The organism is Mycobacterium sherrisii (genome assembly GCF_002102355.1).
Lineage (GTDB): Bacteria > Actinomycetota > Actinomycetes > Mycobacteriales > Mycobacteriaceae > Mycobacterium > Mycobacterium sherrisii.
This window is the reverse complement of the sequence record NZ_LQPT01000082.1, coordinates 56,035-78,566: the sequence shown is the minus strand read 5'-3', so window position 1 is coordinate 78,566 and position 22,532 is coordinate 56,035. Positions and strand designations below refer to the sequence as shown.

The 22,532-nt window shown below is 67.0% G+C and carries 26 protein-coding genes and 1 tRNA gene; 14 read left to right on the top strand and 13 right to left on the bottom strand.

The window, feature by feature from the left end:
• Positions 1-5 precede the first annotated feature (5 nt).
• Complete coding sequence (locus tag AWC25_RS16455) at positions 6-569, bottom strand: DUF4232 domain-containing protein (RefSeq protein WP_372513429.1); 564 nt, start codon at positions 567-569, stop codon at positions 6-8.
• Positions 570-695: 126 nt separating this feature from the next.
• Between AWC25_RS16455 and acs the strand changes: the two genes are divergently transcribed.
• A complete protein-coding gene (gene acs, locus AWC25_RS16450) occupies positions 696-2,657 on the top strand; it encodes an acetate--CoA ligase (protein WP_069400764.1) in 1,962 nt (653 codons plus the stop codon).
• A gap of 10 nt (positions 2,658-2,667) precedes the next feature.
• Here the strand turns inward: acs and AWC25_RS16445 are convergent, their stop codons facing one another.
• Complete coding sequence (locus AWC25_RS16445; RefSeq protein WP_069400763.1) at positions 2,668-3,366, bottom strand: chymotrypsin family serine protease; 699 nt, start codon at positions 3,364-3,366, stop codon at positions 2,668-2,670.
• Between the two features lie 265 nt (positions 3,367-3,631).
• Here AWC25_RS16445 and AWC25_RS16440 point away from each other — a divergent pair, with 265 nt between their 5' ends.
• Together AWC25_RS16440 and AWC25_RS16435 are read left to right on the top strand one after the other, a co-directional pair.
• Positions 3,632-4,174 (top strand): phage holin family protein, encoded by a 543-nt coding sequence (locus AWC25_RS16440; protein WP_085167106.1) that lies wholly within the window; start codon positions 3,632-3,634, stop codon positions 4,172-4,174.
• Positions 4,175-5,140 carry an alpha/beta fold hydrolase gene (locus AWC25_RS16435; protein WP_069400761.1) on the top strand — a complete coding sequence of 322 codons (966 nt, stop codon included), beginning with the start codon at positions 4,175-4,177 and terminating at the stop codon, positions 5,138-5,140.
• Here the strand turns inward: AWC25_RS16435 and marP are convergent.
• From marP to nth, 4 genes are all read right to left on the bottom strand, one after another.
• Positions 5,133-6,326 (bottom strand): acid resistance serine protease MarP, encoded by a 1,194-nt coding sequence (gene marP, locus AWC25_RS16430; protein ID WP_142278895.1) that lies wholly within the window; start codon positions 6,324-6,326, stop codon positions 5,133-5,135. The genes AWC25_RS16435 and marP overlap by 8 nt on opposite strands.
• 5 nt (positions 6,327-6,331) lie before the next feature.
• A complete protein-coding gene (locus tag AWC25_RS16425) occupies positions 6,332-7,042 on the bottom strand; it encodes an NUDIX hydrolase (protein WP_142278894.1) in 711 nt (236 codons plus the stop codon).
• 136 nt (positions 7,043-7,178) lie between these two features.
• Positions 7,179-7,823, bottom strand: coding sequence for a TlpA family protein disulfide reductase (locus AWC25_RS16420; RefSeq protein WP_069400758.1), 645 nt, complete (start codon positions 7,821-7,823; stop codon positions 7,179-7,181).
• Positions 7,824-7,841: 18 nt separating this feature from the next.
• Positions 7,842-8,522, bottom strand: coding sequence for an endonuclease III (gene nth, locus AWC25_RS16415; RefSeq protein ID WP_169717139.1), 681 nt, complete (start codon positions 8,520-8,522; stop codon positions 7,842-7,844).
• A 173-nt stretch (positions 8,523-8,695) separates the two neighbouring features.
• On the opposite strand from nth, the gene AWC25_RS16410 reads away from it, so the two are divergent.
• Positions 8,696-9,094: a hypothetical protein gene (locus tag AWC25_RS16410; protein WP_085167105.1), complete on the top strand. Its 399-nt coding sequence runs from the start codon at positions 8,696-8,698 to the stop codon at positions 9,092-9,094.
• 86 nt (positions 9,095-9,180) lie between these two features.
• Positions 9,181-9,855: a cAMP-activated global transcriptional regulator CRP gene (gene crp / locus AWC25_RS16405; RefSeq protein ID WP_044508824.1), complete on the top strand. Its 675-nt coding sequence runs from the start codon at positions 9,181-9,183 to the stop codon at positions 9,853-9,855.
• A gap of 122 nt (positions 9,856-9,977) precedes the next feature.
• On the opposite strand, the gene AWC25_RS16400 is transcribed toward crp, so the two are convergent.
• The 3 genes from AWC25_RS16400 to sp36 are packed head-to-tail and all read right to left on the bottom strand — an operon-like array spanning position 9,978 to position 11,430.
• Positions 9,978-10,772 carry an MBL fold metallo-hydrolase gene (locus AWC25_RS16400; protein ID WP_069400756.1) on the bottom strand — a complete coding sequence of 265 codons (795 nt, stop codon included), beginning with the start codon at positions 10,770-10,772 and terminating at the stop codon, positions 9,978-9,980.
• Between the two features lie 5 nt (positions 10,773-10,777).
• Positions 10,778-11,233 carry a RidA family protein gene (locus AWC25_RS16395; protein WP_069400755.1) on the bottom strand — a complete coding sequence of 152 codons (456 nt, stop codon included), beginning with the start codon at positions 11,231-11,233 and terminating at the stop codon, positions 10,778-10,780.
• Between the two features lie 35 nt (positions 11,234-11,268).
• Positions 11,269-11,430 (bottom strand): Sp36 family protein, encoded by a 162-nt coding sequence (gene sp36, locus AWC25_RS26620; protein ID WP_142278881.1) that lies wholly within the window; start codon positions 11,428-11,430, stop codon positions 11,269-11,271.
• A 119-nt stretch (positions 11,431-11,549) separates the two neighbouring features.
• Between sp36 and bagA the strand changes: the two genes are divergently transcribed.
• A complete protein-coding gene (bagA, locus tag AWC25_RS16390) occupies positions 11,550-12,572 on the top strand; it encodes an ATPase BagA (RefSeq protein ID WP_084229355.1) in 1,023 nt (340 codons plus the stop codon).
• Entirely contained in the window at positions 12,569-13,711 is a 1,143-nt protein-coding gene (gene bagB, locus AWC25_RS16385) for an ATPase BagB (RefSeq protein WP_085167104.1), read from the top strand. Before bagA ends, bagB begins: the two co-directional genes overlap by 4 nt.
• A 282-nt stretch (positions 13,712-13,993) precedes the next feature.
• On the opposite strand, the gene AWC25_RS16380 is transcribed toward bagB, so the two are convergent.
• The gene (locus AWC25_RS16380; protein WP_085167103.1) at positions 13,994-14,344 is read right to left on the bottom strand and encodes a WhiB family transcriptional regulator; all 351 of its coding nucleotides are present in this window, start codon (positions 14,342-14,344) and stop codon (positions 13,994-13,996) included.
• A 360-nt stretch (positions 14,345-14,704) separates the two neighbouring features.
• On the opposite strand from AWC25_RS16380, the gene ponA2 reads away from it, so the two are divergent.
• The 7 genes from ponA2 to AWC25_RS16345 all read left to right on the top strand — a co-directional run bounded on the left by ponA2 (position 14,705) and on the right by AWC25_RS16345 (position 21,227).
• Positions 14,705-17,131, top strand: coding sequence for a transglycosylase/D,D-transpeptidase PonA2 (gene ponA2, locus AWC25_RS16375; protein ID WP_085167102.1), 2,427 nt, complete (start codon positions 14,705-14,707; stop codon positions 17,129-17,131).
• Positions 17,132-17,175: 44 nt separating this feature from the next.
• The gene (locus tag AWC25_RS16370; protein ID WP_085167101.1) at positions 17,176-18,132 is read left to right on the top strand and encodes a metallophosphoesterase; all 957 of its coding nucleotides are present in this window, start codon (positions 17,176-17,178) and stop codon (positions 18,130-18,132) included.
• A complete protein-coding gene (gene cds1 / locus AWC25_RS16365) occupies positions 18,129-19,235 on the top strand; it encodes an L-cysteine desulfhydrase Cds1 (protein WP_085167100.1) in 1,107 nt (368 codons plus the stop codon). Before AWC25_RS16370 ends, cds1 begins: the two co-directional genes overlap by 4 nt.
• A 60-nt stretch (positions 19,236-19,295) precedes the next feature.
• Positions 19,296-19,369, top strand: a tRNA-Pro gene (locus AWC25_RS16360).
• Between the two features lie 201 nt (positions 19,370-19,570).
• Complete coding sequence (locus tag AWC25_RS16355; protein WP_069401966.1) at positions 19,571-19,966, top strand: XRE family transcriptional regulator; 396 nt, start codon at positions 19,571-19,573, stop codon at positions 19,964-19,966.
• Positions 19,963-20,637: an RES family NAD+ phosphorylase gene (locus tag AWC25_RS16350; RefSeq protein ID WP_069401965.1), complete on the top strand. Its 675-nt coding sequence runs from the start codon at positions 19,963-19,965 to the stop codon at positions 20,635-20,637. Before AWC25_RS16355 ends, AWC25_RS16350 begins: the two co-directional genes overlap by 4 nt.
• 11 nt (positions 20,638-20,648) lie before the next feature.
• Positions 20,649-21,227 carry a hypothetical protein gene (locus AWC25_RS16345; protein WP_142278880.1) on the top strand — a complete coding sequence of 193 codons (579 nt, stop codon included), beginning with the start codon at positions 20,649-20,651 and terminating at the stop codon, positions 21,225-21,227.
• A 50-nt stretch (positions 21,228-21,277) separates the two neighbouring features.
• Here AWC25_RS16345 and AWC25_RS16340 read toward each other — a convergent pair whose 3' ends face one another.
• From AWC25_RS16340 to AWC25_RS16330, 3 genes are all read right to left on the bottom strand, one after another.
• Positions 21,278-21,574, bottom strand: coding sequence for a DCC1-like thiol-disulfide oxidoreductase family protein (locus AWC25_RS16340; RefSeq protein ID WP_232327220.1), 297 nt, complete (start codon positions 21,572-21,574; stop codon positions 21,278-21,280).
• A gap of 106 nt (positions 21,575-21,680) precedes the next feature.
• Complete coding sequence (locus AWC25_RS16335) at positions 21,681-21,974, bottom strand: DUF4193 domain-containing protein (protein ID WP_069401963.1); 294 nt, start codon at positions 21,972-21,974, stop codon at positions 21,681-21,683.
• Between the two features lie 138 nt (positions 21,975-22,112).
• Positions 22,113-22,412, bottom strand: coding sequence for a hypothetical protein (locus AWC25_RS16330; RefSeq protein WP_232327218.1), 300 nt, complete (start codon positions 22,410-22,412; stop codon positions 22,113-22,115).
• Positions 22,413-22,532 lie beyond the last annotated feature (120 nt).

Sequence of the window (22,532 nt, the reverse complement as noted above, 5' to 3'; positions counted from 1 at the left end):
CCCCTTCAGTCACCTTCGGCGGCGGCCAGTGCGGTCACCGGATGCACCTGCGCGTCGCAGGCCTCGATGGTGGCCGGCACCGGGAGCACGACGACCGTGTTCGGCGGATTGACCTGCAACTCGGTGTAGGTCGGGCATGGGTCACCGCGGCCGTCGACGGCCATCCCCTCGACAATGGCTTGCCCCTGCCCGGTCAGCGACAGCGTGACCGTCGGCGCCGCCTCGACCCCGGCGGGCAAACCGCCCATGTAGCCGCGCGGTGTGGGCGTGGCACGAACTTCCGGCCACTGGTCGCCCATCTCGACGACGGGATAGCCGGTGAGCGTGCATGGCTCCGCCCCGCCGGCAAGGCTGAAGGTCAGGGTGATTGCCCGGTGGCCGACGGCGCCCTGAGTCGGCGAGGCCGCCGCGGTAACCTGCTCGGAGCGACACGGCTCTGCCTGATCACCGCTTTCGATCGGCACCGCGTGAGCGGGCGTCCCGATCCCCGCGGCGAGTGCGTAACTCGTTGCGGCGGCGGCAAAGATGCGGCTTGGTTTACGCGCGCCCGGCCCGCGAAATTCCCGCACAACGGCGATTATCCGCTATGACTACATGCTTTGCCATCGAATTGCGGCGCGCGGATTCCACCGGCAAGACTAGGCTCGCAGACGGCTGACCAGCTTGAACCCCGGTCTTCGTTAGGAGAAAAGCCAGTGACCGCCACACCCATCGATGGGCCGTCGTCGTACCCGCCGCCCGCGCACTTCGTCGAGCAGGCCAACGCCCGTGCAGATCTATTCCACGAGGCCGAGCAGGACAGGTTGGCCTTCTGGGCCAAGCAGGCCAATCGGCTGTCCTGGGCGACGCCGTTCACCGAGGTGTTGGACTGGTCGGAGCCGCCGTTCGCGAAGTGGTTCGCCGACGGCAAGCTCAACGTCGCCTACAACTGCGTGGACCGGCACGTCGACGCCGGCCTGGGCGACCGGGTCGCCATCCACTGGGTCGGCGAACCGGTCGACGACAGCCGCAGCCTGACCTACGCCGAGCTGCAGGCCGAGGTCTGCAAAGCCGCCAACGCGCTGACCGATCTCGGTCTGGTTGCCGGTGACCGCGTCGCGATCTATCTGCCGCTGATCCCGGAGGCCGTGATCGCGATGCTGGCCTGCGCGCGGCTGGGCGTCATGCACAGCGTGGTGTTCGGGGGCTTCACCGCCAAGGCGCTGCGCGCCCGCATCGCCGATGCTCAGGCCAAGGTGCTGATCACCAGCGACGGGCAGTTCCGGCGCGGCAAGCCGGCGCCGCTGAAGGACAACGCCGACGAAGCGGTGGCCTCCGGGCCGGACGGCGAAAGTCCGATCGAGAAGGTTCTGGTGGTGCGGCGCACCGGAATTGACGTGTCGTGGAACGACGACCGCGACGTGTGGTGGCACGACGCGGTGGGATCGGCCTCACCGGAACACACGCCGCAGGCTTTCGACGCCGAGCACCCGCTGTTCCTGCTGTACACCTCGGGAACCACCGGCAAGCCCAAGGGGATCGTGCACACCAGCGGCGGCTACCTGACACAGTCCTGCTACACCGTGCACACCATCTTCGATGTCAAGCCGGAAAGCGATGTGTTTTGGTGCACCGCCGACATCGGTTGGGTCACCGGGCACACCTACGGCGTCTACGGCCCGCTGTCCAACGGCATCACCGAGATCCTCTACGAGGGCACACCCGATACGCCGGATCGCAGCCGTCATTTCCAGATCATCGAAAAGTACGGTGTGACAATCTATTACACGGCGCCGACGATGATTCGCACGTTCATGAAGTGGGGACGTGAGGTTCCCGACGCCCACGACCTGTCCAGCTTGCGCCTGATCGGATCGGTCGGTGAGCCGATCAATCCCGAGGCGTGGCGCTGGTACCGGGAAGTGATCGGCGCCAACGCCGTTCCGGTGGTGGACACCTGGTGGCAGACCGAGACGGGTTCGGCGATGATCTCGCCGCTGCCGGGTATCGCTGCGGCCAAACCGGGTTCGGCGATGACGCCACTGCCCGGAATCTCGGCCAAGATCGTCGACGACCATGGCGATCCGCTGCAGCCCGACCCGGACAGCGACAAGAACGTCACCGGCTACCTGGTCCTCGATCAACCGTGGCCGTCGATGCTGCGCGGTATCTGGGGTGACCCGGAGCGCTACCGCGACACCTACTGGTCCAAATTCGCCGACAAGGGCTACTACTTTGCCGGGGACGGCGCGCGTTTCGATCCCGACGGCGCGATCTGGGTGCTGGGCCGCATCGATGACGTGATGAATGTGTCCGGGCACCGGATTTCGACCGCCGAGGTGGAGTCGGCGCTCGTCGGCCACTCCGGGGTCGCCGAGGCGGCGGTGGTCGGCGTCACCGACGAGACCACCGGTCAGGCCATCTCCGCGTTCGTCGTCTTGTGCGCCGGCTACGACGCGCACGACGACACGATCAACGAGCTGCGCACGCAGGTGGCCAAGGAGATCTCGCCGATCGCCAAGCCCCGTGAGATTCACGTGGTGCCGGAGCTGCCGAAGACCCGCAGCGGCAAGATCATGCGCCGGCTGTTGCGCGACATCGCCGAGAATCGCGACCTCGGCGACACGTCGACGCTGCTCGACCCGGGCGTGTTCGACGCGATCCGAGCGGCCAAGTAAGGATCGGCGCTCAGACCGGCACCGGGACGAATCCGGCGCCCGGCCGATGCTTGGCGGTGACGTCGGCCAGGACGGCGTTGAACGAGACGACCACGGCCGGGGTGTGCAGCGGGATGTACTTGATGACGCAGGTGGGCAAGCTGTCGCTGAACGCGCCGTGGATCATCCCGACCAGCATGCTGTCGACGGTTACCGGGCCGCCGGAGTCGCCCGGCCGGCCGCAGACTTGCATGACGATGGTGCCCGGGTCCTGCCCCGGACCCCACGTCACGCCGCACGAGTTGCCGGTGGTGCGGCCCTGCTTGCAGGCGACCTGACCGAACACGGGTTCCGGACCGATCCCGTTGATCACGAAGCCGTTGTAGTTGGCCACCGGCGCCACCTTGGCCGGATCGAACTTGATCACGGCGTAATCGAGAGCGTCGTTGCCGGCAACCATCTTGCCGAGCACTCCGCGGGCCTCGGCGGCCTCGGCCGCGACCTGCGCGCCCGGGCCGCCGCAGTGGGCGGAGGTGAAGCCGATCAGCTCCCCGGCGGCGTCGGTGCCGATCGTCGTCAAGGTGCACATGGTGTCCCCGTTGATGACGATGCCGGCGCCGCCACCCATGGGAACGCGGTCGTCAGCGGACGCGACGTTTGCGGGCAGACCGGGCTGACAAGCGAGCACGGCCACCAGTACCGCCACCACGCACCGATGTGCTCTCTGCAATGCGTAACCCCCATCGGTGCCCGGTCGTCGGAGAACAGCTGCGCCAGTCTAAATGATCACCCGGGCACCCCTCTTGCTGTGCGAATGGCCGTCGGCGACTCGTTGACCGGGCCGCATGGCGCCGGAGCGCCGCGCTCGGCTGGCCTCGTCTGGCATCGCCGCACATGGCAACATAAGCCGCGACGAAGCGAACGGGCTCGGCGACGATGCGGGCCGTGCAACGGCTCGACGACGGGCCGGGGCAGTTGAGCGGAGAGGACCGTCTGTGAGCAAAGTCGATCGCAAAAATGGTGTGCCGAGCACCCTGACCACGATTCCGTTGGCGGATCCGCACGCCCGCAACGGCGAGCCGTCCATCGGTGAGCTGATCAAAGAGGCGACGGCGCAGGCGTCTACGTTGGTGCGGGCCGAGGTCGAGCTGGCCCGCGCCGAGATCACCCGCGACATCAAAAAGGGCCTCACCGGCAGCGTCTTCTTCATCGCGGCGCTGGTGGTGCTCTTCTACTCCACCTTCTTTTTCTTCTTCTTCCTCGCCGAGTTGCTCGACAACTGGTTGTGGCGCTGGGTGGCCTTCCTGATCGTGTTCGCGCTCATGGTGGTGGTCGGCGCGGTGCTGGCGCTGCTGGGGTGGCTGAAGGTGCGGCGGATCCGGGGACCGCAGGAAACGATCGAGTCGGTCAAGGAGACCCGCACCGCGCTGACCCCGGGCCACGAGAAGGCCGCTCCGGGGAGCAAGGAGCTCACCGAGGCCGCCGGGAAGCACGCGCAGCCCGGCAACGGCACCCCGTCGGACCCCTCGGGCTGGTAGATGGCGGCACCAGATCCGTCGGTGGTGCGTATCGACGGCCCGTGGCGGCATCTGGACGTGCACGCCAACGGCATTCGCTTCCACGTCGTCGAGGCACTCCCGGACGGCCACGAGGCGCCGGGCGCGGCGGCGGCGCGCCCGCTGGTGATGCTGCTGCACGGTTTCGGTTCGTTCTGGTGGTCCTGGCGACACCAGTTGCGCGGACTGACCGGCACGCGCGTCGTCGCGGTCGACCTTCGCGGCTACGGTGGCAGCGACAAGCCGCCGCGCGGTTACGACGGTTGGACGTTGGCCGGTGATACGGCCGGACTCATTCGCGCGCTTGGACATTCGTCGGCGACGCTGGTCGGTCACGCCGACGGCGGCCTGGCCTGCTGGACCACCGCGCTGCTGCACTCACGGCTGGTGCGCGGGATCGCACTGATCAGCTCGCCGCATCCCGTCGCATTGCGGCGCTCGGCGTTGACGCGCCGCGATCAGGGGTCCGCGCTGCTGTCGACCCTGTTGCGCTACCAGTTGCCGGCGTGGCCCGAGCGACTGCTGACCCGCCACGACGGAGCCGAGATCGAGCGACTGGTCAGCAGCCGCAGCTCCGGGAAATGGGTTGCCTCCGAAGACTTTTCACAGACCATCGGTTACCTGCGCACGGCCATCCAGATTCCCGGTGCGGCGCACTGTGCGCTGGAGTACCAGCGCTGGGCCGTGCGCAGCCAGCTGCGCGGCGAGGGACGGCGATTCATGAAATCGGTGTCCCGGCAGCTGGGGGTGCCGCTGCTACACCTGCGCGGCGACGGCGATCCCTATGTGCTGGCCGATTCGATCAACCGCAGCCAACGCTTCGCGACGCAGGGCCGCTACCTGTCGATCGCCGACGCGGGACATTACAGCCATGAAGAGGTGCCCGAGGAGGTCAACAAGCATCTGACGAGGTTCCTCGAGCAGCTGCACGGACCGATGATCAGCTGACGCAGTTGCCGGTGCCGACCTGCTGGGTGTCGCCGATCCGGGCCATCTGGCTCTCGACCTCGCCGGCCGTCAGTACAAATCCGGTGTCGGGGTCGTCGACGGCGGCGCCGAACACCACACCGAGCACGTGGCCGCTGAGGTCGATCAACGGTCCCCCCGAATTGCCTTGTTCCACATTGGCTCTGATGGTGTAGACGTCGCGGGTGACGGGCGCGGGGTCCCGGTAGATGTCGGGACCGCTGAGCTTGATGGCCTCCCGGATCCTGGCCGGGGTCGCGGTGAAGTTGCCGCCGCCGGGATATCCCAGCACCACCACGCTGGTGCCGGTTTTCGCCTCGGTGTCGCTGAACGCCAGCGGGGGCGGCGGCAGGTTCGGGATGGACAGGATGGCGATGTCGACCGACGGGTCATAGGACACCACGGTCGCGTCCAGCGGATTGCCGCTGGCGTAGATCTGGACGCTGCTGGAACCGGCCACCACGTGCGCGTTGGTCATCACCCGGTCCGGGGCGACGACAAAACCACTGCCCTCCAACACTTTCTGGCAACTCGGCGCCAAGCTGCGTACCTTGACGACGCTGGGCGCGGCGGCCTTTACAACCGGGTTGTTGGCCAGGGCGGGATCCGGTGACTCGACGGGGATCACCGGGGTGCGGCTGAACGGCTCCAGCACTGCGGGCAACCCGGAGGTATTCAGCAGCGCCGAAAGACGTTTGGGCACCGTCTTCAGCCACGGCGGCGCGACGTCGTTGACCTCCGCGAGCACGCGCGAACCGCGGACGGCGGCGGCCAGTTCGGGTTGGTCTTTCGACTGTGTCAGCGGAGTTGCCAGCAGCCAGGCCGCGGTGAGGACCACGACCAGTTGCACGCCCACCCCGATGACGGAGTCGGCCGTTCGGATGCTGCGGCTGTGAATCGCGCCGCGCACGGCCCGCCCCAGCACGACGCCGGCAACCTCACCGACGACGACCAGCGCGAGAATCAGGAACAGCGCGGCGAACAGCTTGGCGCGCGGTGCGGCGATGTGGCTGACGATGTGCGGCGCCAGCAGCACCCCGGCGATGGCACCCAGCAGCACGCCGACGAACGAGAACAGCGATCCCACCGCCCCCGACCGCCAGCCCGAGATCGCGGCGATGAAGGCGACGGCCAGCACGGCGACGTCCAGCCACTGCGACGGGGTCATCGAGTTCATCGGCCGCCGCCCTGCCCGCCGACCAACCACCTCATGGCGTCGTCGAGTTCGCGGACGTCGTTGCTGCCCCAGGGCTTCGCCCAGCCGGCGACGTCGAGCACCGCGGAAATCACCTGGCCAGTGAAGCCCCAAACCAACATCTGGTTCAACAAAAACGCCGGACCAGCCCAGCGGTTGCCCAGGTCACCCCGGTACACCATCAAACGATTCTCCGGGTTGATGAACGCGCGCACCGGAACGCGCGACACGATCGCCGTCTCGGCGTCGTTGACGACGGCGACGGGTCCGGGGTCCGGCGAGTAGGCCAGCACCGGAACGACGTGGAACTGTGACGGCGCGATGAACGTCTTCTCCAGCGTGGCCAACGGGTGCAGCCGGGTGACGTCGATGCCGGTTTCCTCGTTGGCTTCGCGCAGTGCGGTGGCGACGGGCCCGCTGTCGGTGGGGTCGGCGGCCCCGCCGGGGAATGCCGCCTGACCTGCGTGATGCCGCAGCGACGATGCCCGCACGGTGAGCAGCAGGTCGGCGTCGTCCGGAAGACCGCCGTCGGCGGGCCCGTTCTGGGGACCCGAAAACAGCACCAGCACCGCGGCCTCGCGCTCGTCGCGCTGGGCGGAGGCCGCCGCACGGGCCGCGGTCACCATGGCCAGCACGTCGGGCGGCAACCGGCGCCGGTAGGCGTCGGGGATCTGATCGACGTTGTCCATCAGCGGCCGCAACCAGGACGGGCAGGCGTCGGGTACCAGGGGGACCGTCCCCTGCGCGCGGGCGGCACCCCCAGCACTCACCGGCGCCTCCTCGTCGGGTCCACCCGCCCAGGCTGTTGGGGGTGGTGGAGCTTGGTCATGCGTCGCTTCCGACCGCGGCCGCGATCTCGTCGGCACTCGCGAAGTCCCGCAGCAGCGTTTGCGCAACGCTACCGTCCGGTCGCAGCACCACCGTCGCGGGCACCACATTTGCAACCTTGAGCGCCACGGCGACCAGCCGCCGCCCGTCCTGCAGGGTCGGCAGCCGAACGCCCAGCTCCGCCAGGCGCGACAACGCGGCGGCTTCGTTCTCGTCTTGATGCACGGTCACCACCATGACATCGGGCCCGACCCGGCGCTGATATTCGGCCATCGCCGGCAGTTCGGCCGCGCACGGCGTGCACCAGTACGCCCACAGGTTGAGCACCACCCGGTGGCCGGCGAGCGCGCGGGCGACGTCGACGGTGGATCCGTCGGCCGCGCATACGACGCGCACCCCGCGCAGCGCTGCCGGACCGGGACCGCTGCCGGGCGCCGGGCAGGACGGCAGGTTGGCCCGCTGTCGGGGTTCGGCCAGCGCCGCGGGTGTGTCGGCATCGCGATGCTCACGACTGGGTGTGGGCGGGGGCGCCGAGAAGGGCGGCGAGTCGTCCTGCAATTGAGCGACCAGCGCGACGACCAGCGCCGCCACCACCGCCAATACGGCGATGGTCCAGCGAGTGCGTCGGGTCAACGTCGTCATACGCGGCCGAGGGCCGTTTTACAGGCCGACCAGCGCGAGCAGGTGTTCGGTCTCCGGTCCCTGGACCAGGGGTGCGGCCAGCGCCGGCTCGGTCGGGCCGAGCCCGTACGACGGGCAGTCCTTGGCGAGCACGCAGACGCCGCACGCGGGCTTACGCGCGTGGCACACCCGCCGGCCGTGAAAGATCACCCGGTGACTGAGCATGGTCCATTCGCGGCGTTCGACCAGCTCACCGACGGCGTGTTCGATCTTGACCGGGTCTTTTTCCGCGGTCCACCGCCAGCGCGTCACCAGCCGCTGAAAATGGGTGTCCACGGTGATGCCTGGGACGTTGAAGGCATTCCCCAGGATGACGTTGGCGGTCTTGCGTCCGACACCGGGCAGCGTCACCAGTTCTTCGATGGTCGAGGGCACCTCGCCGTCGAACCGCTCGACGAGTGCCTGACCGAGGCCGATCAACGAACTAGCCTTGTTGCGGAAGAAACCAGTGGGACGGATGAGGTTTTCCAGCTCGTTGCGGTCGGCCTGCGCGTAATCCAGTGCCGATTTGTATCGCCGGAACAATGCCGGCGTCGTCAGATTCACCCGCTTGTCGGTGCTCTGCGCGGACAGGATGGTCGCCACCGCGAGCTCCAACGGCGTGGTGAAATCCAGCTCGCAGTGTGCATCCGGAAAAGCTTGTGCCAGAGTGCGATTCATCCGACGAGCGCGCCGCACCAGGCCGGCTCGGGTTTCGGAGGCCCAGCGCCGTGCGAGCACCGAATCGGGCTTGGCGTCGGACACGACCGCTTTCGATTTCGAACGCCCAGACGGCCGCGCCACGGTCACCTACGACAGAGTACTGATTTCGTAACCTGGCTGAGACCTTGGGCATGTTTACTCTCCTTGTGTTGTGGTTGCTGGTGGCCTGCGTACCCGGGCTGCTGATGCTCGCCGCGCTCGGCCTCGGGCGACTCGAACGGGAGCTCGGCCGCGAGTCGATCACCGCGACCGACGTCGACGAGTTCCTCGACCAGGCGCAGCCGATGGACATGCACACGCTGGCCCGGGAAGGGATGCCGGAGGCCCTGGAATACCTGCACCGGCGACAAGCCCAGCAATTGGCGCTGCCGACGCCGCCGCCCACCCTGCAGGTCGGCCGCCACCGCGCCGACTCGCTGTCGATCGGGGACCTCGCCGATCCCTCCGGCCGCGCATTACCGATGCGAATACATGCGCATTCGGCCGCAAATCCAAAATTTGAGGCGACTAGACACGTCAATCGTGTGTAGCGTTGGCACGTTGGCCTACCTCTAGACTCGTCACGAGTTGAGTGGATGGGCACCTATATCACTTCGTTGAAAGCTGAAGAGGCAAAGTGGACGAGATCCTGGCAAGGGCCGGAATCTTCCAAGGGGTTGAACCCGGCGCAGTCGCCGCACTGACCAAGCAGTTACAACCCGTTGACTTCCCGCGGGGACACACCGTTTTCGCAGAGGGGGAACCGGGCGATCGGCTCTACATCATCGTCTCGGGGAAGGTGAAGATCGGTCGGCGGTCCCCGGACGGCCGGGAGAACCTGCTGACGATCATGGGCCCGTCAGACATGTTTGGGGAGTTGTCGATCTTCGACCCTGGCCCACGGACTTCGAGCGCCACCACCATCACCGAGGTCCGCGCGGTGTCGATGGACCGCGACGCGCTGCGGGCGTGGATCGCGGATCGCCCGGAGATCGCCGAGCAGCTGCTGCGGGTGCTGGCCCGACGGCTGCGCCGCACCAACAACAATCTGGCCGACCTCATCTTCACCGACGTGCCGGGCCGGGTGGCCAAGCAGCTGTTGCAGCTGGCGCAGCGGTTCGGCACCCAGGAGGGTGGCGCGATGCGGGTCACCCACGATCTGACGCAGGAGGAAATCGCCCAGCTGGTCGGGGCTTCCCGCGAGACGGTGAATAAGGCGCTGGCCGATTTCGCGCACCGCGGGTGGATCCGTCTGGAGGGCAAGAGCGTGCTGATCTCGGACTCCGAACGCCTAGCCCGCCGAGCGAGGTAAGCGCGCGCGAAGCGCGGGCGCAACCGAGCGAGATCCAACCCCGAGCGAGGTAGTTCGACGACGATGCGGCCCGCAAAGCGGGCCGAGGAGGAGTCGGACAATCAGGCCAAGCGCGCGGGTTTTTACTCCTGCCGCAGGTAGTCCAGCTGCACCTGCACCGACCATTCGGCGGCATCCCAGAGTTTCTCGTCGACGTCGACGTAGACGTGCTCGACCACCTGCCGCGCGCCGGCATCCTCGCCGAGCTCGCGCAACGCGGCGCGCACCTGTTCCAGTCGCTCGTGCCGGTGGACCAGGTAGCCCTGCGTGACGGCCCCCAAGTCGGGCAGGTCGGGGCCGTGTCCCGGTAGCACCACCCGACGGCCCAGGCCGTGCAGGCGGCGCAGCGACTCCAGGTAATCGGTGAGGCTGCCGTCTTCCTTGTCCATGACGGTGGTGCCGCGGCCGAGCACGCTGTCCGCGGTCAGTACCGCGTCGTCGAGCAGGAACGACAGCGAATCGGCGGTATGCCCCGGCGTCGACATCACCTTGATCTTCAGGCCGGCGGCATCGATCACCTCGCCGTCGACCAGCTCGCCGCCCAGTCCCCGCAGGAATCCGCTGCCCGCCGAGCGCACCGTCGCACCGGTGCGCTCTACCAGCTTGTCGATGCCGTCGGTGTGGTCGCCGTGCCGGTGGCTGATCAACACCAAGACGATGCGGCCCAGCGCCGCGATCCGGTCGATGTGCTCGTCGTCGTCCGGGCCTGGATCCACGATGACCAGCTCGTCGCTGCGCGGTCCGCGCAACACCCAGGTGTTGGTGCCCTCGAGCGTCATCAGGCCCGGATTGTCGGCCAACAGAACCGAGGCCGTGTCGGTGACGGCCCGCAACATGCCGTATGCGGGATGCGTCAACTGCTCGGCCGTCTCGGTCACCGTCGTTAACCGACCTCCACGATCAACTCCACTTCGACCGGCGCGTCCAACGGCAACTCGGAGACCCCTACCGCGGAACGGGCATGCGCGCCTTGGTCGCCGAAAACTTCGGCGAGCAGATCGGAGGCGCCATTGACGACGGCAGGCTGGCCGTTGAATCCGGGCGCCGACGCGACGAATCCGACGACCTTGACCACGCGGGTGACCGCATCGATGCCAACCAACGAGTTCACCGCCGCCAGCGCGTTGAGTGCACAGGTCCGCGCCAGCGCCTTGGCGGCCTCGGGGCTCACTTCGGCGCCCACCTTGCCGGTGCCCGCCAACTTTCCATCGGTCATCGGCAACTGGCCGGAGGTGTAGACCAGATTGCCCGTCCGCACCGCGGGAACGTACGAGGCCAGTGGAGTCACCACGTCCGGGAGCGCGATACCGAGCTGCCCGAGCCGGGCAGAAGTGTTCATCGACCCTCGTCCTTAGTTGTTGGGCTTGGTTGGTGTTACTTGGGCCGCTTCAAATACGCGACGTGCTGCTCGCCGGTCGGGCCGGGCAGCACGGACACCAGCTCCCAGCCGTCGGCACCCCATTGGTCGAGGATCTGTTTGGTGGCGTGCGTCAGCAGCGGAACCGTGGCGTATTCCCACGGGGTCGGTTGGCTCATGACGTGAGCTTATCCGTCGGGTTCGCGCAGCACCGGCCAGCCCGGGGGCCGGCAACGTCGCGCGATCCGAAGGGGCGACCCGATCTGCGGGTGCAGCGCAGCGCGCGGGCTAGCATGCTGTGGTGGCAACCACATCTAGCGGCAGCGCTGCCGTGGGCTGGCCGGCTCGCCTTTCGAAAGCCCGCCTGCACTTCGTCACCGGCAAAGGCGGAACCGGTAAATCGACCATCGCGGCGGCACTGGCGTTGACGCTGGCGGCGGGTGGCCGCAAGGTCCTGTTGGTAGAAGTCGAGGGCCGCCAAGGGATTGCGCAACTTTTCGACGTGCCGCCGTTGCCCTACCAAGAGCTCAAGATCGCCACCGCTGAGCGCGGCGGTCAGGTCAACGCGCTGGCGATCGACATCGAGGCCGCGTTCCTGGAGTACCTCGACATGTTCTACAACCTGGGTATCGCCGGGCGCGCGATGCGCCGCATCGGTGCCATCGAGTTCGCGACGACGATCGCGCCCGGCCTGCGTGACGTGCTGCTCACCGGAAAAATCAAGGAGACGGTGATCCGCGTGGACAAGAGCAAGCAGCCGGTCTATGACGCGATCGTGGTCGACGCGCCCCCGACCGGACGGATAGCCCGGTTCCTCGACGTCACCAAAGCCGTGTCCGATCTGGCCAAGGGCGGGCCGGTGCATTCGCAGGCCGAGGGCGTGGTCAGGTTGCTGCACTCCGACCAGACCGCCATCCACTTGGTGACACTGTTGGAAGCGCTTCCGGTGCAAGAAACCCTGGAGGCGATCGAGGAGCTGGCCGAGATGAACTTGCCGATCGGCAGCGTGATCGTCAACCGCAACATTCCGACTTACCTCGAACTCGGTGATCTTGCCAAAGCCGCCGACGGCGATATCGACGCTGACGCGGTGCGCGCCGGCCTGAAATCGGCAGGAATCCAGCTGGGCGACAACGACTTTGCTGGTTTGCTAACCGAGACCATCCAGCATGCGACCCGGATCAGCGCGCGTGCCGAGACCGCGCAGCAGCTCGACGACTTGCAGGTGCCGCGCCTGGAGTTACCCGCCATTTCCGACGGCATCGACCTCGGCAGCCTGTACGAGTTGTCGGAATCGCTTGCCCAGCAGGGGGTTCGATGAGTACGGTACCGAAACCGCTTGATCTGGCGTCGATTCTGGCCGACCGGTCTAACCGCGTCGTGGTGTGTTGCGGCGCCGGCGGCGTAGGCAAGACCACTACTGCCGCCGCCATGGCGTTGCGTGCGGCCGAATACGGGCGCAATGTCTGCGTTTTGACGATCGACCCGGCAAAGCGGCTGGCGCAGGCACTGGGTGTCAATGATCTGGGCAACACTCCGCAGCGGGTTCCGCTGGCGCCGGAGGTCAGCGGAGAGCTACACGCCATGATGCTCGACATGCGTCGCACGTTCGACGAGATGGTGATCCAGTACTCCGGAACCGCTCGGGCGCAAGCGATTTTGGACAACCAGTTCTACCAAACGGTCGCCACCTCGCTTGCCGGCACGCAGGAGTACATGGCAATGGAGAAGCTCGGCCAGCTACTGGGCGAGGATCGCTGGGACCTGGTGGTGGTGGACACTCCCCCGTCCCGCAATGCGCTGGACTTTTTGGACGCGCCGAAGCGGCTGGGCAGTTTCATGGATAGCCGGTTGTGGCGCCTGCTGCTGGCACCTGGCCGCGGCATCGGCCGATTAGTCACGGGCGCAATGGGTTTGGCGATGAAAGCAATGTCGACGATCCTCGGATCGCAGATGTTGGGTGACGCGGCGGCCTTTGTGCAATCGCTGGATGCCACGTTCGGCGGTTTCCGCGAGAAGGCGGACCGCACCTATGCGTTGCTCAAGCGGCGCGGCACCCAATTCGTCGTGGTGTCGGCGGCCGAGCCGGATGCGCTGCGGGAGGCCTCGTTTTTCGTCGACCGGCTCTCGCAGGAGGACATGCCGTTGGCGGGGCTCATCCTGAACCGCACCCATCCGCTGTTGTGCTCGCTGCCCGTGGAGCGAGCCATCGACGGCGTCGAGTCGCTGAAGTCCGGGGGCGACGTCGACACGGCGCTGACCGTCGCGGTGCTACAGATCCACGCCGATCGGGGCCAGACGGCCAAGCGTGAGATCCGGCTGCTGTCGCGCTTCACCGGCGCCAACCCGCACGTGCCCGTGGTGGGCGTTCCATCGCTGCCGTTCGACGTGTCCGACTTGGAGGCCCTACGGGCGCTGGCCAATCAGATCACCGCCGTGGGGGCCGATACGACCCGCTGACCAGCATTTACGTCGGCGTCAACGGGAGCCGCTTACCGGATCGCTGAGCGGCGCCAAAGCGGGACGGGTGGTCCGTCGCGGCGGGCCGCAACGCGTTGCGTAGCATCCGATATTGCACACAAGACTAGTTATGACCGCGAATTGTGCACGCGCACAAGCCCGTTCGCGTTTTGGGAGCTGTTCGACACGCACTCAACGGGAGCGGTGCTGTAACGGAAACGTAATACTGAGGTAGGGCCTCTCAGTACGCCACCCGGCCGCGAAGGACCGGAGGTATACCCGTCAGCTGACGCCGCGGTTACGGCGCTTGTCGAAGAAATCCGACCAGGAAACGACCTCGGGGTGCTGCTTGAGCAGGGCCCGGCGTTGCCGTTCGGTCATGCCGCCCCAGACGCCGAACTCCACCTTGTTATCCAGCGCATCCGCTCCGCACTCCTGCATCACCGGGCAGTGCCGGCAAATAACCGCGGCCTTGCGTTGGGCGGCACCCCGGACGAAAAGTTCGTCGGGATCAGTGGTCCTACACAGCGCTTTGGACACCCAGGCAATGCGTTCTTCAGTATCCACACTGCGCAGTACCCCCTGTGCTGCCGCAATGTTGGTTCGGCGTGCTGCCGGTCGTGTTCCTGACACGAGCTGTTCCCTTCCTCCCGGTCGCGATGTGCGACCGCCCTCCTCGGGTGGCAGACCGTCGGTTGCGATCTACGCCACATGGTGCTGCTCGGTGTTACCTGAATCTCACCGTCTGTATAAGTTAGGTGGTCAGGGGCCAATTGCGCAACAGTCTGATAACGGTTTTTTTGGGACGGGCGTGCCGTCTTGTCGTCCAGGGTAAGTCGCGCCATGCCGTTGAGTACCCGATTTGAGTAGCTGATATGTCTACCAATTGCAAAACGGGCTGCGCACCAACGGCAAAGACGCTGCTCACGGCCTGTCGATCCGCACAGCGGATTCGGAACGCGACGGCTAAGAAACGGCGGTTACCCTGTACGCATGTCAGACCGGCCACCGGCAGCTCTCACCATTCTCAAGCTGGCCGGATGCTGTCTGCTGGCCAGTATCGTCGCCACCGCACTGATGTTCCCGATGGCTGGTGGGCTGGGACTGATGTCCAACCGGGCCTCCGAGGTCGTCGCCAACGGTTCGGCCCAGCTCCTCGAGGGCCAGGTACCCGCCGTCTCGACGATGGTCGACGCGAAGGGTAACACCATCGCGTGGCTGTATGAGCAGCGTCGTTTCGAGGTGCCGACCGACAAGATCGCCAACACGATGAAGCTGGCCATCGTCTCGATCGAGGACAAGCGATTCGCCGAGCACAACGGCGTCGACTGGAAGGGCACGCTGACCGGGTTGGCCGGCTACGCCTCCGGCGACGTCGACACCCGCGGTGGCTCCACGATTGAGCAGCAGTACGTCAAGAACTACCAACTCTTGGTGACTGCCAAGACCGACGCGGAGAAACGCGCGGCCGTCGAGACCACCCCGGCGCGCAAGCTGCGCGAGATCCGGATGGCGCTCACGCTCGACAAGACGTTCACCAAGCCAGAGATCCTGACCCGGTATCTCAACCTCGTCTCGTTCGGCAACGGCTCGTTCGGCGTGCAGGATGCGGCTCAGACCTACTTCGGCATCAATGCCTCGGATCTGAACTGGCAGCAGGCGGCGCTGCTGGCGGGCATGGTGCAGTCCACCAGTGCGCTCAACCCCTACACCAATCCCGAGGGCGCCCTGGCCCGGCGGAACCTGGTCCTCGACACGATGATCGAGAACATCCCGCAGGAAGCCGACGCGTTGCGCGCCGCCAAGGCCACACCGCTGGGCGTCTTGCCACAGCCCAACCAGCTGCCGCGCGGCTGCATCGCCGCCGGCGACCGTGCCTTCTTCTGCGATTACGTCCAGGAATACCTCTCGCGCGCCGGCATCAGTAAGGAACAGGTGGCCCGCGGCGGCTATCTGATCCGGACAACGCTGGACCCGGACGTGCAGAACCCGGTCAAGGCGGCCATCGACAAGTTCGCCAGCCCGACGCTGCCGGGCATCTCGAGCGTGATGAGCGTGATCCAGCCCGGCAAGACGTCGCACAAGGTGATGGCCATGGCCAGCAACCGCACCTATGGTCTGGACGTCGACGCCGGTCAGACCATGCGGCCGCAACCGTTCTCGCTCGTCGGCGACGGGGCGGGGTCGGTGTTCAAGATCTTCACCACCGCCGCGGCGCTGGACATGGGGATGGGCATCAACGCCACCCTCGACGTGCCGCCCCGATTCCAGGCCAAGGGCCTGGGTAGCGGTGGGGCGAAGGGCTGCCCCAAGGACACGTGGTGCGTGGTCAACGCCGGTAACTACCGCGGCTCGATGAATGTGACCGAGGCGCTGGCCACCTCGCCGAACACCGCGTTCGCCAAACTCATCTCGCAGGTGGGCGTGACCCGCACGGTCGACATGGCGATCAAGCTCGGACTGCGCTCCTACGCCGATCCCGGCACCGCCCGCGATTACAACCGGGACAGCAACGAGAGCCTGGCCGACTTCGTCAAGCGGCAGAACATCGGCTCGTTCACGCTCGGCCCGATCGAGGTCAACGCGTTGGAGTTGTCGAACGTCGCGGCCACGTTGGCCTCCGGCGGGGTGTGGTGCCCGCCGAACCCGATCGACAAGCTGATCGACCGCAACGGCAACGAGGTCGCCGTCACCACCGAAACCTGTGACCAGGTGGTGCCCGAAGGGCTGGCGAACACGCTGGCCAACGCGATGAGCAAGGACGCTACGGGCGGCGGCACCGCGGCGGGCTCGGCCGGCGCCGCGGGTTGGGACCTGCCCGTGTCCGGCAAGACGGGCACCACCGAGGCGCACCGCTCGTCCGGTTTCGTCGGCTTCACCAGCCACTACGCGGCCGCTAACTATATCTACGACGACTCCCCCAACCCGACGGATCTGTGTTCGTCGCCGTTGCGCCATTGCGGTGAGGGCGACTTGTACGGTGGTAACGAGCCGGCGCGCACCTGGTTCACCGCGATGAAGCCGATCGCGCTGAATTTCGGCGACGTCAAACTGCCCCCCACCGATCCCCGTTACGTAGAGGGCTCGCCGGGCTCACGCGTGCCCAGCGTCGCCGGCATGGACGTTGATGCGGCCCGCACCCGCCTCAAGGACGCGGGCTTCCAGGTGGCCGACCAGACCAACTCCGTCAACAGCAGCGCGAAGTTGGGGGAGGTGGTCGGGACATCGCCGTCGGGCAACACGATCCCCGGCTCGGTGATCACGATCCAGGTGAGCAACGGCATTCCGCCGGCGCCGCCGCCACCGCCGGACGGCGCGCCGTTGCCAGTCGGTTCCCAGGTGGTCGAGATCCCCGGCCTGCCGCCGATCACCATTCCGTTGCTCGCCCCGCCCCCGCCGCCCGGCCAACCGCCTCCGTAGCCGCGGGAGCGCTGTTGGGCCGCGACCGGCAGTAAACTGCCCGCATGGCTGATGTTGTGCCCGCCCTCATTCGCACCGGCGCCGTCGCGCTGGGTTCGGCCGTCGCCGGTGTCGGTTATGCCGCGGTCGAGCGCAATGCCTTCGTCCTGCGCGAGATAACCATGCCCGTCCTGTCCCCGGGCTCCACACCGTTGCGGGTACTGCACATCAGCGATCTGCACATGCTGCCCAACCAACGCCGCAAGCAGGCCTGGTTGCGGGAGCTGACCGGCTGGGAGCCGGACCTGGTCGTCAACACCGGTGACAACCTGGCCCACCCCAAAGCGGTTCCCGCGGTCATCCAGGCCCTAGGGGATCTGCTGTCGCGGCCCGGGGTGTTCGTCTTCGGCAGCAACGACTACTTCGGGCCGCGGTTGAAGAATCCGCTGAACTACCTGACCAACCCGTCGCACCGGGTAAAGGGTGAGCCGTTGCCCTGGCAGGATCTGCGCGCAGCCTTCACCGAGCGAGGCTGGCTCGACCTCACCCACACCCGCCGCGAATTCGAGGTGGCCGGCCTGCACGTCGCCGCGGCCGGGGTGGACGACCCGCACATCGACCGCGACCGCTACGAGACGATCGCGGGCCCGGCCAGTCCGGCGGCGAATCTGCGCCTAGGACTGGTGCATTCGCCGGAGCCACGGGTGCTGGACCGGTTCGCCGCGGATGGCTACCAGCTGGTGATGGCCGGGCACACACACGGCGGCCAACTATGCCTGCCGTTCTACGGAGCCTTGGTGACCAACTGCGGCCTGGACCGCACCCGGGCCAAAGGGCCGTCGCGCTGGGGCGCGGACATGCAGCTGCATGTCTCGGCCGGGCTGGGCACGTCGCCGTTCGCGCCGGTGCGGTTCTGCTGCCGGCCCGAAGCGACCCTGCTGACGCTGATCGCCGCGCCGATGGGGGGCCGTGATTCCAGCAGCGACCGGGGCCGCTCGCAGCCCGCGGCATCGCTGCGTTGAACGCCCGGACCGAGACCGCGGTCCGCCCCGCCTCGCGAAGCTGGACCGACAACGCGATCCGGCTGATCGAGGCGGATGCCCGTCGCAGCGCCGACACGCACCTGCTGCGGTACCCGCTGCCCTCGGCTTGGTCGACGGATCTCGACATTGCGCTGTACCTCAAAGACGAGTCCACGCACATCACCGGCAGCCTCAAACACCGGCTGGCGCGCTCGCTGTTCTTGTACGCCCTGTGCAGTGGGTGGATCAGCGAGGGCACCACGATCGTGGAGGCGTCCTCGGGGTCCACGGCGATATCCGAGGCGTACTTCGCGTCGCTGCTGGGCCTTCAGTTCGTTGCCGTGGTCCCCGCCGCCACCAGTTCGGCGAAGGTCGCGTTGATCGAATCACAAGGCGGCCGTTGCTATTTCGTACAGAACTCCAGCGAGGTCTACGCCCAGGCGCAGCGGCTGGCGCAGGAGACCGGCGGCCATTACATGGATCAGTTCACCAACGCCGAGCGGGCCACCGACTGGCGCGGCAACAACAACATCGCCGAGTCGATATTCGCCCAACTACGCGACGAGCAACACCCCATCCCCGCATGGATCGTGGTGGGGGCAGGCACTGGCGGCACCAGTGCGACGATTGGCCGCTACATCCGCTACCGGCGCCACGCCACCGGCCTGTGTGTTGTCGACCCCGAGAACTCCGCGTTCTTTCCGGCCTACGCCGAGCAGCGCTACGACCTGGTGCTGGCGGCGTCGTCGCGGATCGAGGGCATCGGCCGGCCGCGGGTCGAGCCGTCGTTTCTGCCCGAGGTGGTCGACCGCATGGTCGCGGTGCCCGACGCGGCGTCGATCGCCGCGGCCCGTCACGTCAGCGCGGTGCTGGGCCGCCGGGTGGGACCGTCGACGGGCACCAACCTATGGGGCGCGTTCGGGCTGCTGGCCGAGATGGTCGCCGCGGGCCGCAGTGGGTCGGTGGTCACCCTGATCGCCGACGGCGGCGACCGCTACGCCGACACCTACTTCAGCGATGAGTGGGTCGCCGAGCAGGGGCTCGACCTGACCGGTGCGGCGCAGGCGCTGGTCGAATTCGAGCGCGACTGCAGCTGGATCTAGCTTCCGGCCTGCGGTTTGGCGAGTCGGCGGGCGGGTGCGATAGGCTGTCGAGGCTTCAAGCGGGGTGTGGCGCAGCTTGGTAGCGCGCTTCGTTCGGGACGAAGAGGCCGTGGGTTCAAATCCCGCCACCCCGACCCAGAACTGGTTTCGTAAACCGGTTTTCGACGGCGTCAGGCAATCTGGCCTGGCGCACCGCGAGACTTCACCGATTGCCTGGCCGCTTGGCCTCCGAACACCGCTGCCGTTGTTGGTGTAGTTTCCGGTGTAGTTTGCCTGCAGCTTGGTGGTAGTCTCGAGTTGAGGTACTTGGACAGACCGAATCGTGGAGGCGCACAATGCCCGTTCTGACGGTGTCCGCGGCGCAGCAGCTCGATATCGAGGCGTCGTCGCGTCCGATCGGCGACATCGCGGCATACCTGCAAGGCACGGTGGGTCAGCGGGTTGCCGCCGCGATAGCCGGGCTGGCCGACGCCAGGCAGATCGGCCGGTACGCGCGAGCAGGCGGTCCCGAGCCGCACGGGATGACCGAACGACGGCTTCGCGAGGGATACAAAGTGGTGCGGATGCTCGTCGAGGCCTACGACGACAAGACGGCGCGGGCGTGGTTGTTCGGGACGAACACGCGGCTGGACGACCAAGCTCCCGTGGAGGTTTTGGGTGCCGCGACCGACACGAAGGACTTCACCATGGTGGTGCAGGCGGCGCGGCAGGTCGCTAGCTTTCAGGCGTGAGCCCCGGCGCCGGTGAGAACTTCCTCTGGCGAGTCGGCTACCACGCCAGCCCGCTCGACTTCGCGCCCCGGCACCTCTACGGGTTCAGCCACCGGTTCGACGACATCGAACACCGGTTCCGCACACTGTATTTGGCGGAATCGGAGTTGACCTGCCTACGCGAAGTGCTGGCCGACTTCCGGCCAAATGTCGCCGCCCGCCAACGCCACGTCGAACGCTATGGACCTGCGGCCGCCGCCGATTTCGCAACCGCCCCGGTGACCGCGAAATGGCGACAGGAGAACGTGCTGGTGCGAGCGAAGCTGGAACTCGAGGGGCCCGTGGTCGATCTGACCAAAGCGCGGACCCGGCATCAGATAGAGCAGCGGCACGCGACGCTGTTGGTCGGTCACGGGCTGAAACACCTTGACCTACATGAGATCACGACGCGCCGGCGCATCGTGACGCAGACCATCGCGGGCGACCTGTTCGATACCGGCGTCGCGGCGGTACGCTTTCCGTCCAGCCTCGACGGCAAACCGTGCGTCGCCTTGTTCGAAGGACGCGGTGATGCACATCCGGCCGGCAATGTGGTGACGCTGACCGACCCGCCGCCCGTCTCCCTGTTGACCGTGGCGAGCGAGTGGCATCTGGACTTGGAGCCCGCCCCGCGGCGGCGCCGCAAGCGTTAGACTTTGCGCGCATGGCGCCGGTGGGGCCGCATCACGAACCGCGAAAGATTCGCAGGTTACCCAAACGCACCGTCAAGCCGCCCGATTCAGCGCCATCGGACGGCGAATTCCCTTACCATCCAACGCTTTTAGAGATTGCTCAGCGCCGTCAGGAAATCGACGTGTGGGAAGCACTTCAGGTCGGCGGCTACCGATTCGTCAAGCCCGTCACCATTGCCAGTTTTTTGGTCTCGGCGGTGATGCTCTTTCTCGCAATCAGCCCGATCCCGCCGAACTGGCCGTGGAACATTCCTTTGGTCATCGTGGCTATCTTCGGTGCGGTGACGATGGTGGTATGCGGGTTGTTGTGGTTCGACACCCCCCGCGCCGGCCCCTGTCCCGCGGCGCTGGCGATCGTGCCGTACTCCCGGACCGAAAATCTGCACCTGATGCGCGCGCAACCCGTCGAGCCTTACTGCGCGAAGTGCACCTGCCCCGGCTGCGGCGACCACGCTACCCATCGGGTTCGTAAACCGACCGAGGGCGAACCCGATTGGTCGACGGCCATCCGAGGATGCCGGGTGTGCGAGCGCGAATGGGCCCAACATTGAATAGCCCATGCTGGGCCGGGCGCAACGCGAATGTGATTGTCTGACAAGGGCTAAGCGCACCGCTCGGGCTGGGCTTCGCACAGCGGCATAGCACCGGGGAATCGGTAACGGTGTGTCGAAACCCAGCGGTAGACGGCGTCTTGGACCGCCCCGACACCGGGGACGCGATAGATCCACAGCGGGATGCGGGTGCCCAGCGCCGCGGCCAGTGCGGCGTTCATGGCGTGCGCGCCGTCGTAGACCGCGCCGGAAGAATCGACCCACCACGCCGATTTCAGCATTCGGTCGTCGGTGACACCGAGCCGCTGCGCCATGCCCGGCGCCTGCATCGGTTCGATGCACAGCATGCCCGTGCGATCTCACCGCGCCAGAGCGTTCACCGCCCGGGTGCAAACCCCGCACCGGCCGTCAAAAACCAACACGCCGCGCATTCTTCGAGTGTAGGCCCGCCCGTTAGGCGCAGTCGGCGCAAATCGGCAGTCCGGTACTGGACAACTGCATCCGGTGGCGGTGCTGCACCAGGAAGCAACTCGTGCAGGTGAATTCGTCTGCTTGCTGCGGAATCACCGTCACGGCCAATTCTTCGCCGGACAGGTCCGCGTCTGGCAGCTCGAAAAACTGCACATCGTTAGGGTCCTCGTCGACCACCGCCGCCGACCCAGACAGTGCGGGATCCAGCTGACGCAACTCGGCCGGCTCAGGTGGATCGGTCACGCGGCGCGCGTCGTAGTCGCTTGCGGTCTTCATGGGCGTACCTTTCTGCCTCGGCGGCGGGATGACGCACGTCCGTGTCCTCCCCCGTGGCACTGTCGGTACCCCGTTCGCGCGGTCTCCACACGGATCAGTCGCAACAAAATTCCCGGCACGACAGGCCGCAGCGAGCAGTCAGCTCGTTGGCGGGGGCGGCGGCTCGTCGGCCGCCAAGGCAGACAGATGCCGTTCGGCCTCCCGCACTTTTCGGTGGGTGCGAGCCAGCCACACCGCGCCAAACGCACCCAGAACCAGCGCCAGGACGACCGCGACCAGACCCTCGCCCACTTGGCGGGCGGCAAACTCGTACAGACCGAAGGTCAGGGCCGCCACTGCGAGCACCATCGCGGCCACGCCGGGTGCGTTCGCGGGATTCTTCAGCGTCTCACCGGCGTGCCGCCGCGTCGTACGTTCGTGATCAACCGGGTAACTCACAATCAGACTCCTCGCGAAACACGTTATTCGCCAAGCATTTTCGTCGAGACCGCGTCGGGCAGACCTCACTTCGGCTACCCGCCCACCAGAGGGGTCAAACGACCGCGGGACGGGTATCCC

Excerpts from the sequence above, each read along its gene's own strand:
- AWC25_RS16435 (WP_069400761.1), top strand. The coding sequence starts at position 4,175 with ATGGCGGCACCAGATCCGTCGGTGGTGCGTATCGACGGCCCGTGGCGG.
- marP (WP_142278895.1), bottom strand. The coding sequence starts at position 6,326 with ATGACCCCGTCGCAGTGGCTGGACGTCGCCGTGCTGGCCGTCGCCTTC.
- AWC25_RS16425 (WP_142278894.1), bottom strand. The coding sequence starts at position 7,042 with ATGGACAACGTCGATCAGATCCCCGACGCCTACCGGCGCCGGTTGCCG.
- AWC25_RS16420 (WP_069400758.1), bottom strand. The coding sequence starts at position 7,823 with ATGACGACGTTGACCCGACGCACTCGCTGGACCATCGCCGTATTGGCG.
- nth (WP_169717139.1), bottom strand. The coding sequence starts at position 8,522 with ATGAATCGCACTCTGGCACAAGCTTTTCCGGATGCACACTGCGAGCTG.
- AWC25_RS16410 (WP_085167105.1), top strand. The coding sequence starts at position 8,696 with ATGTTTACTCTCCTTGTGTTGTGGTTGCTGGTGGCCTGCGTACCCGGG.
- AWC25_RS16395 (WP_069400755.1), bottom strand. The coding sequence starts at position 11,233 with ATGAACACTTCTGCCCGGCTCGGGCAGCTCGGTATCGCGCTCCCGGAC.
- sp36 (WP_142278881.1), bottom strand. The coding sequence starts at position 11,430 with ATGAGCCAACCGACCCCGTGGGAATACGCCACGGTTCCGCTGCTGACG.
- bagB (WP_085167104.1), top strand. The coding sequence starts at position 12,569 with ATGAGTACGGTACCGAAACCGCTTGATCTGGCGTCGATTCTGGCCGAC.
- ponA2 (WP_085167102.1), top strand. The coding sequence starts at position 14,705 with ATGTCAGACCGGCCACCGGCAGCTCTCACCATTCTCAAGCTGGCCGGA.
- AWC25_RS16370 (WP_085167101.1), top strand. The coding sequence starts at position 17,176 with ATGGCTGATGTTGTGCCCGCCCTCATTCGCACCGGCGCCGTCGCGCTG.
- AWC25_RS16355 (WP_069401966.1), top strand. The coding sequence starts at position 19,571 with ATGCCCGTTCTGACGGTGTCCGCGGCGCAGCAGCTCGATATCGAGGCG.
- AWC25_RS16345 (WP_142278880.1), top strand. The coding sequence starts at position 20,649 with ATGGCGCCGGTGGGGCCGCATCACGAACCGCGAAAGATTCGCAGGTTA.
- AWC25_RS16340 (WP_232327220.1), bottom strand. The coding sequence starts at position 21,574 with ATGCTGTGCATCGAACCGATGCAGGCGCCGGGCATGGCGCAGCGGCTC.
- AWC25_RS16335 (WP_069401963.1), bottom strand. The coding sequence starts at position 21,974 with ATGAAGACCGCAAGCGACTACGACGCGCGCCGCGTGACCGATCCACCT.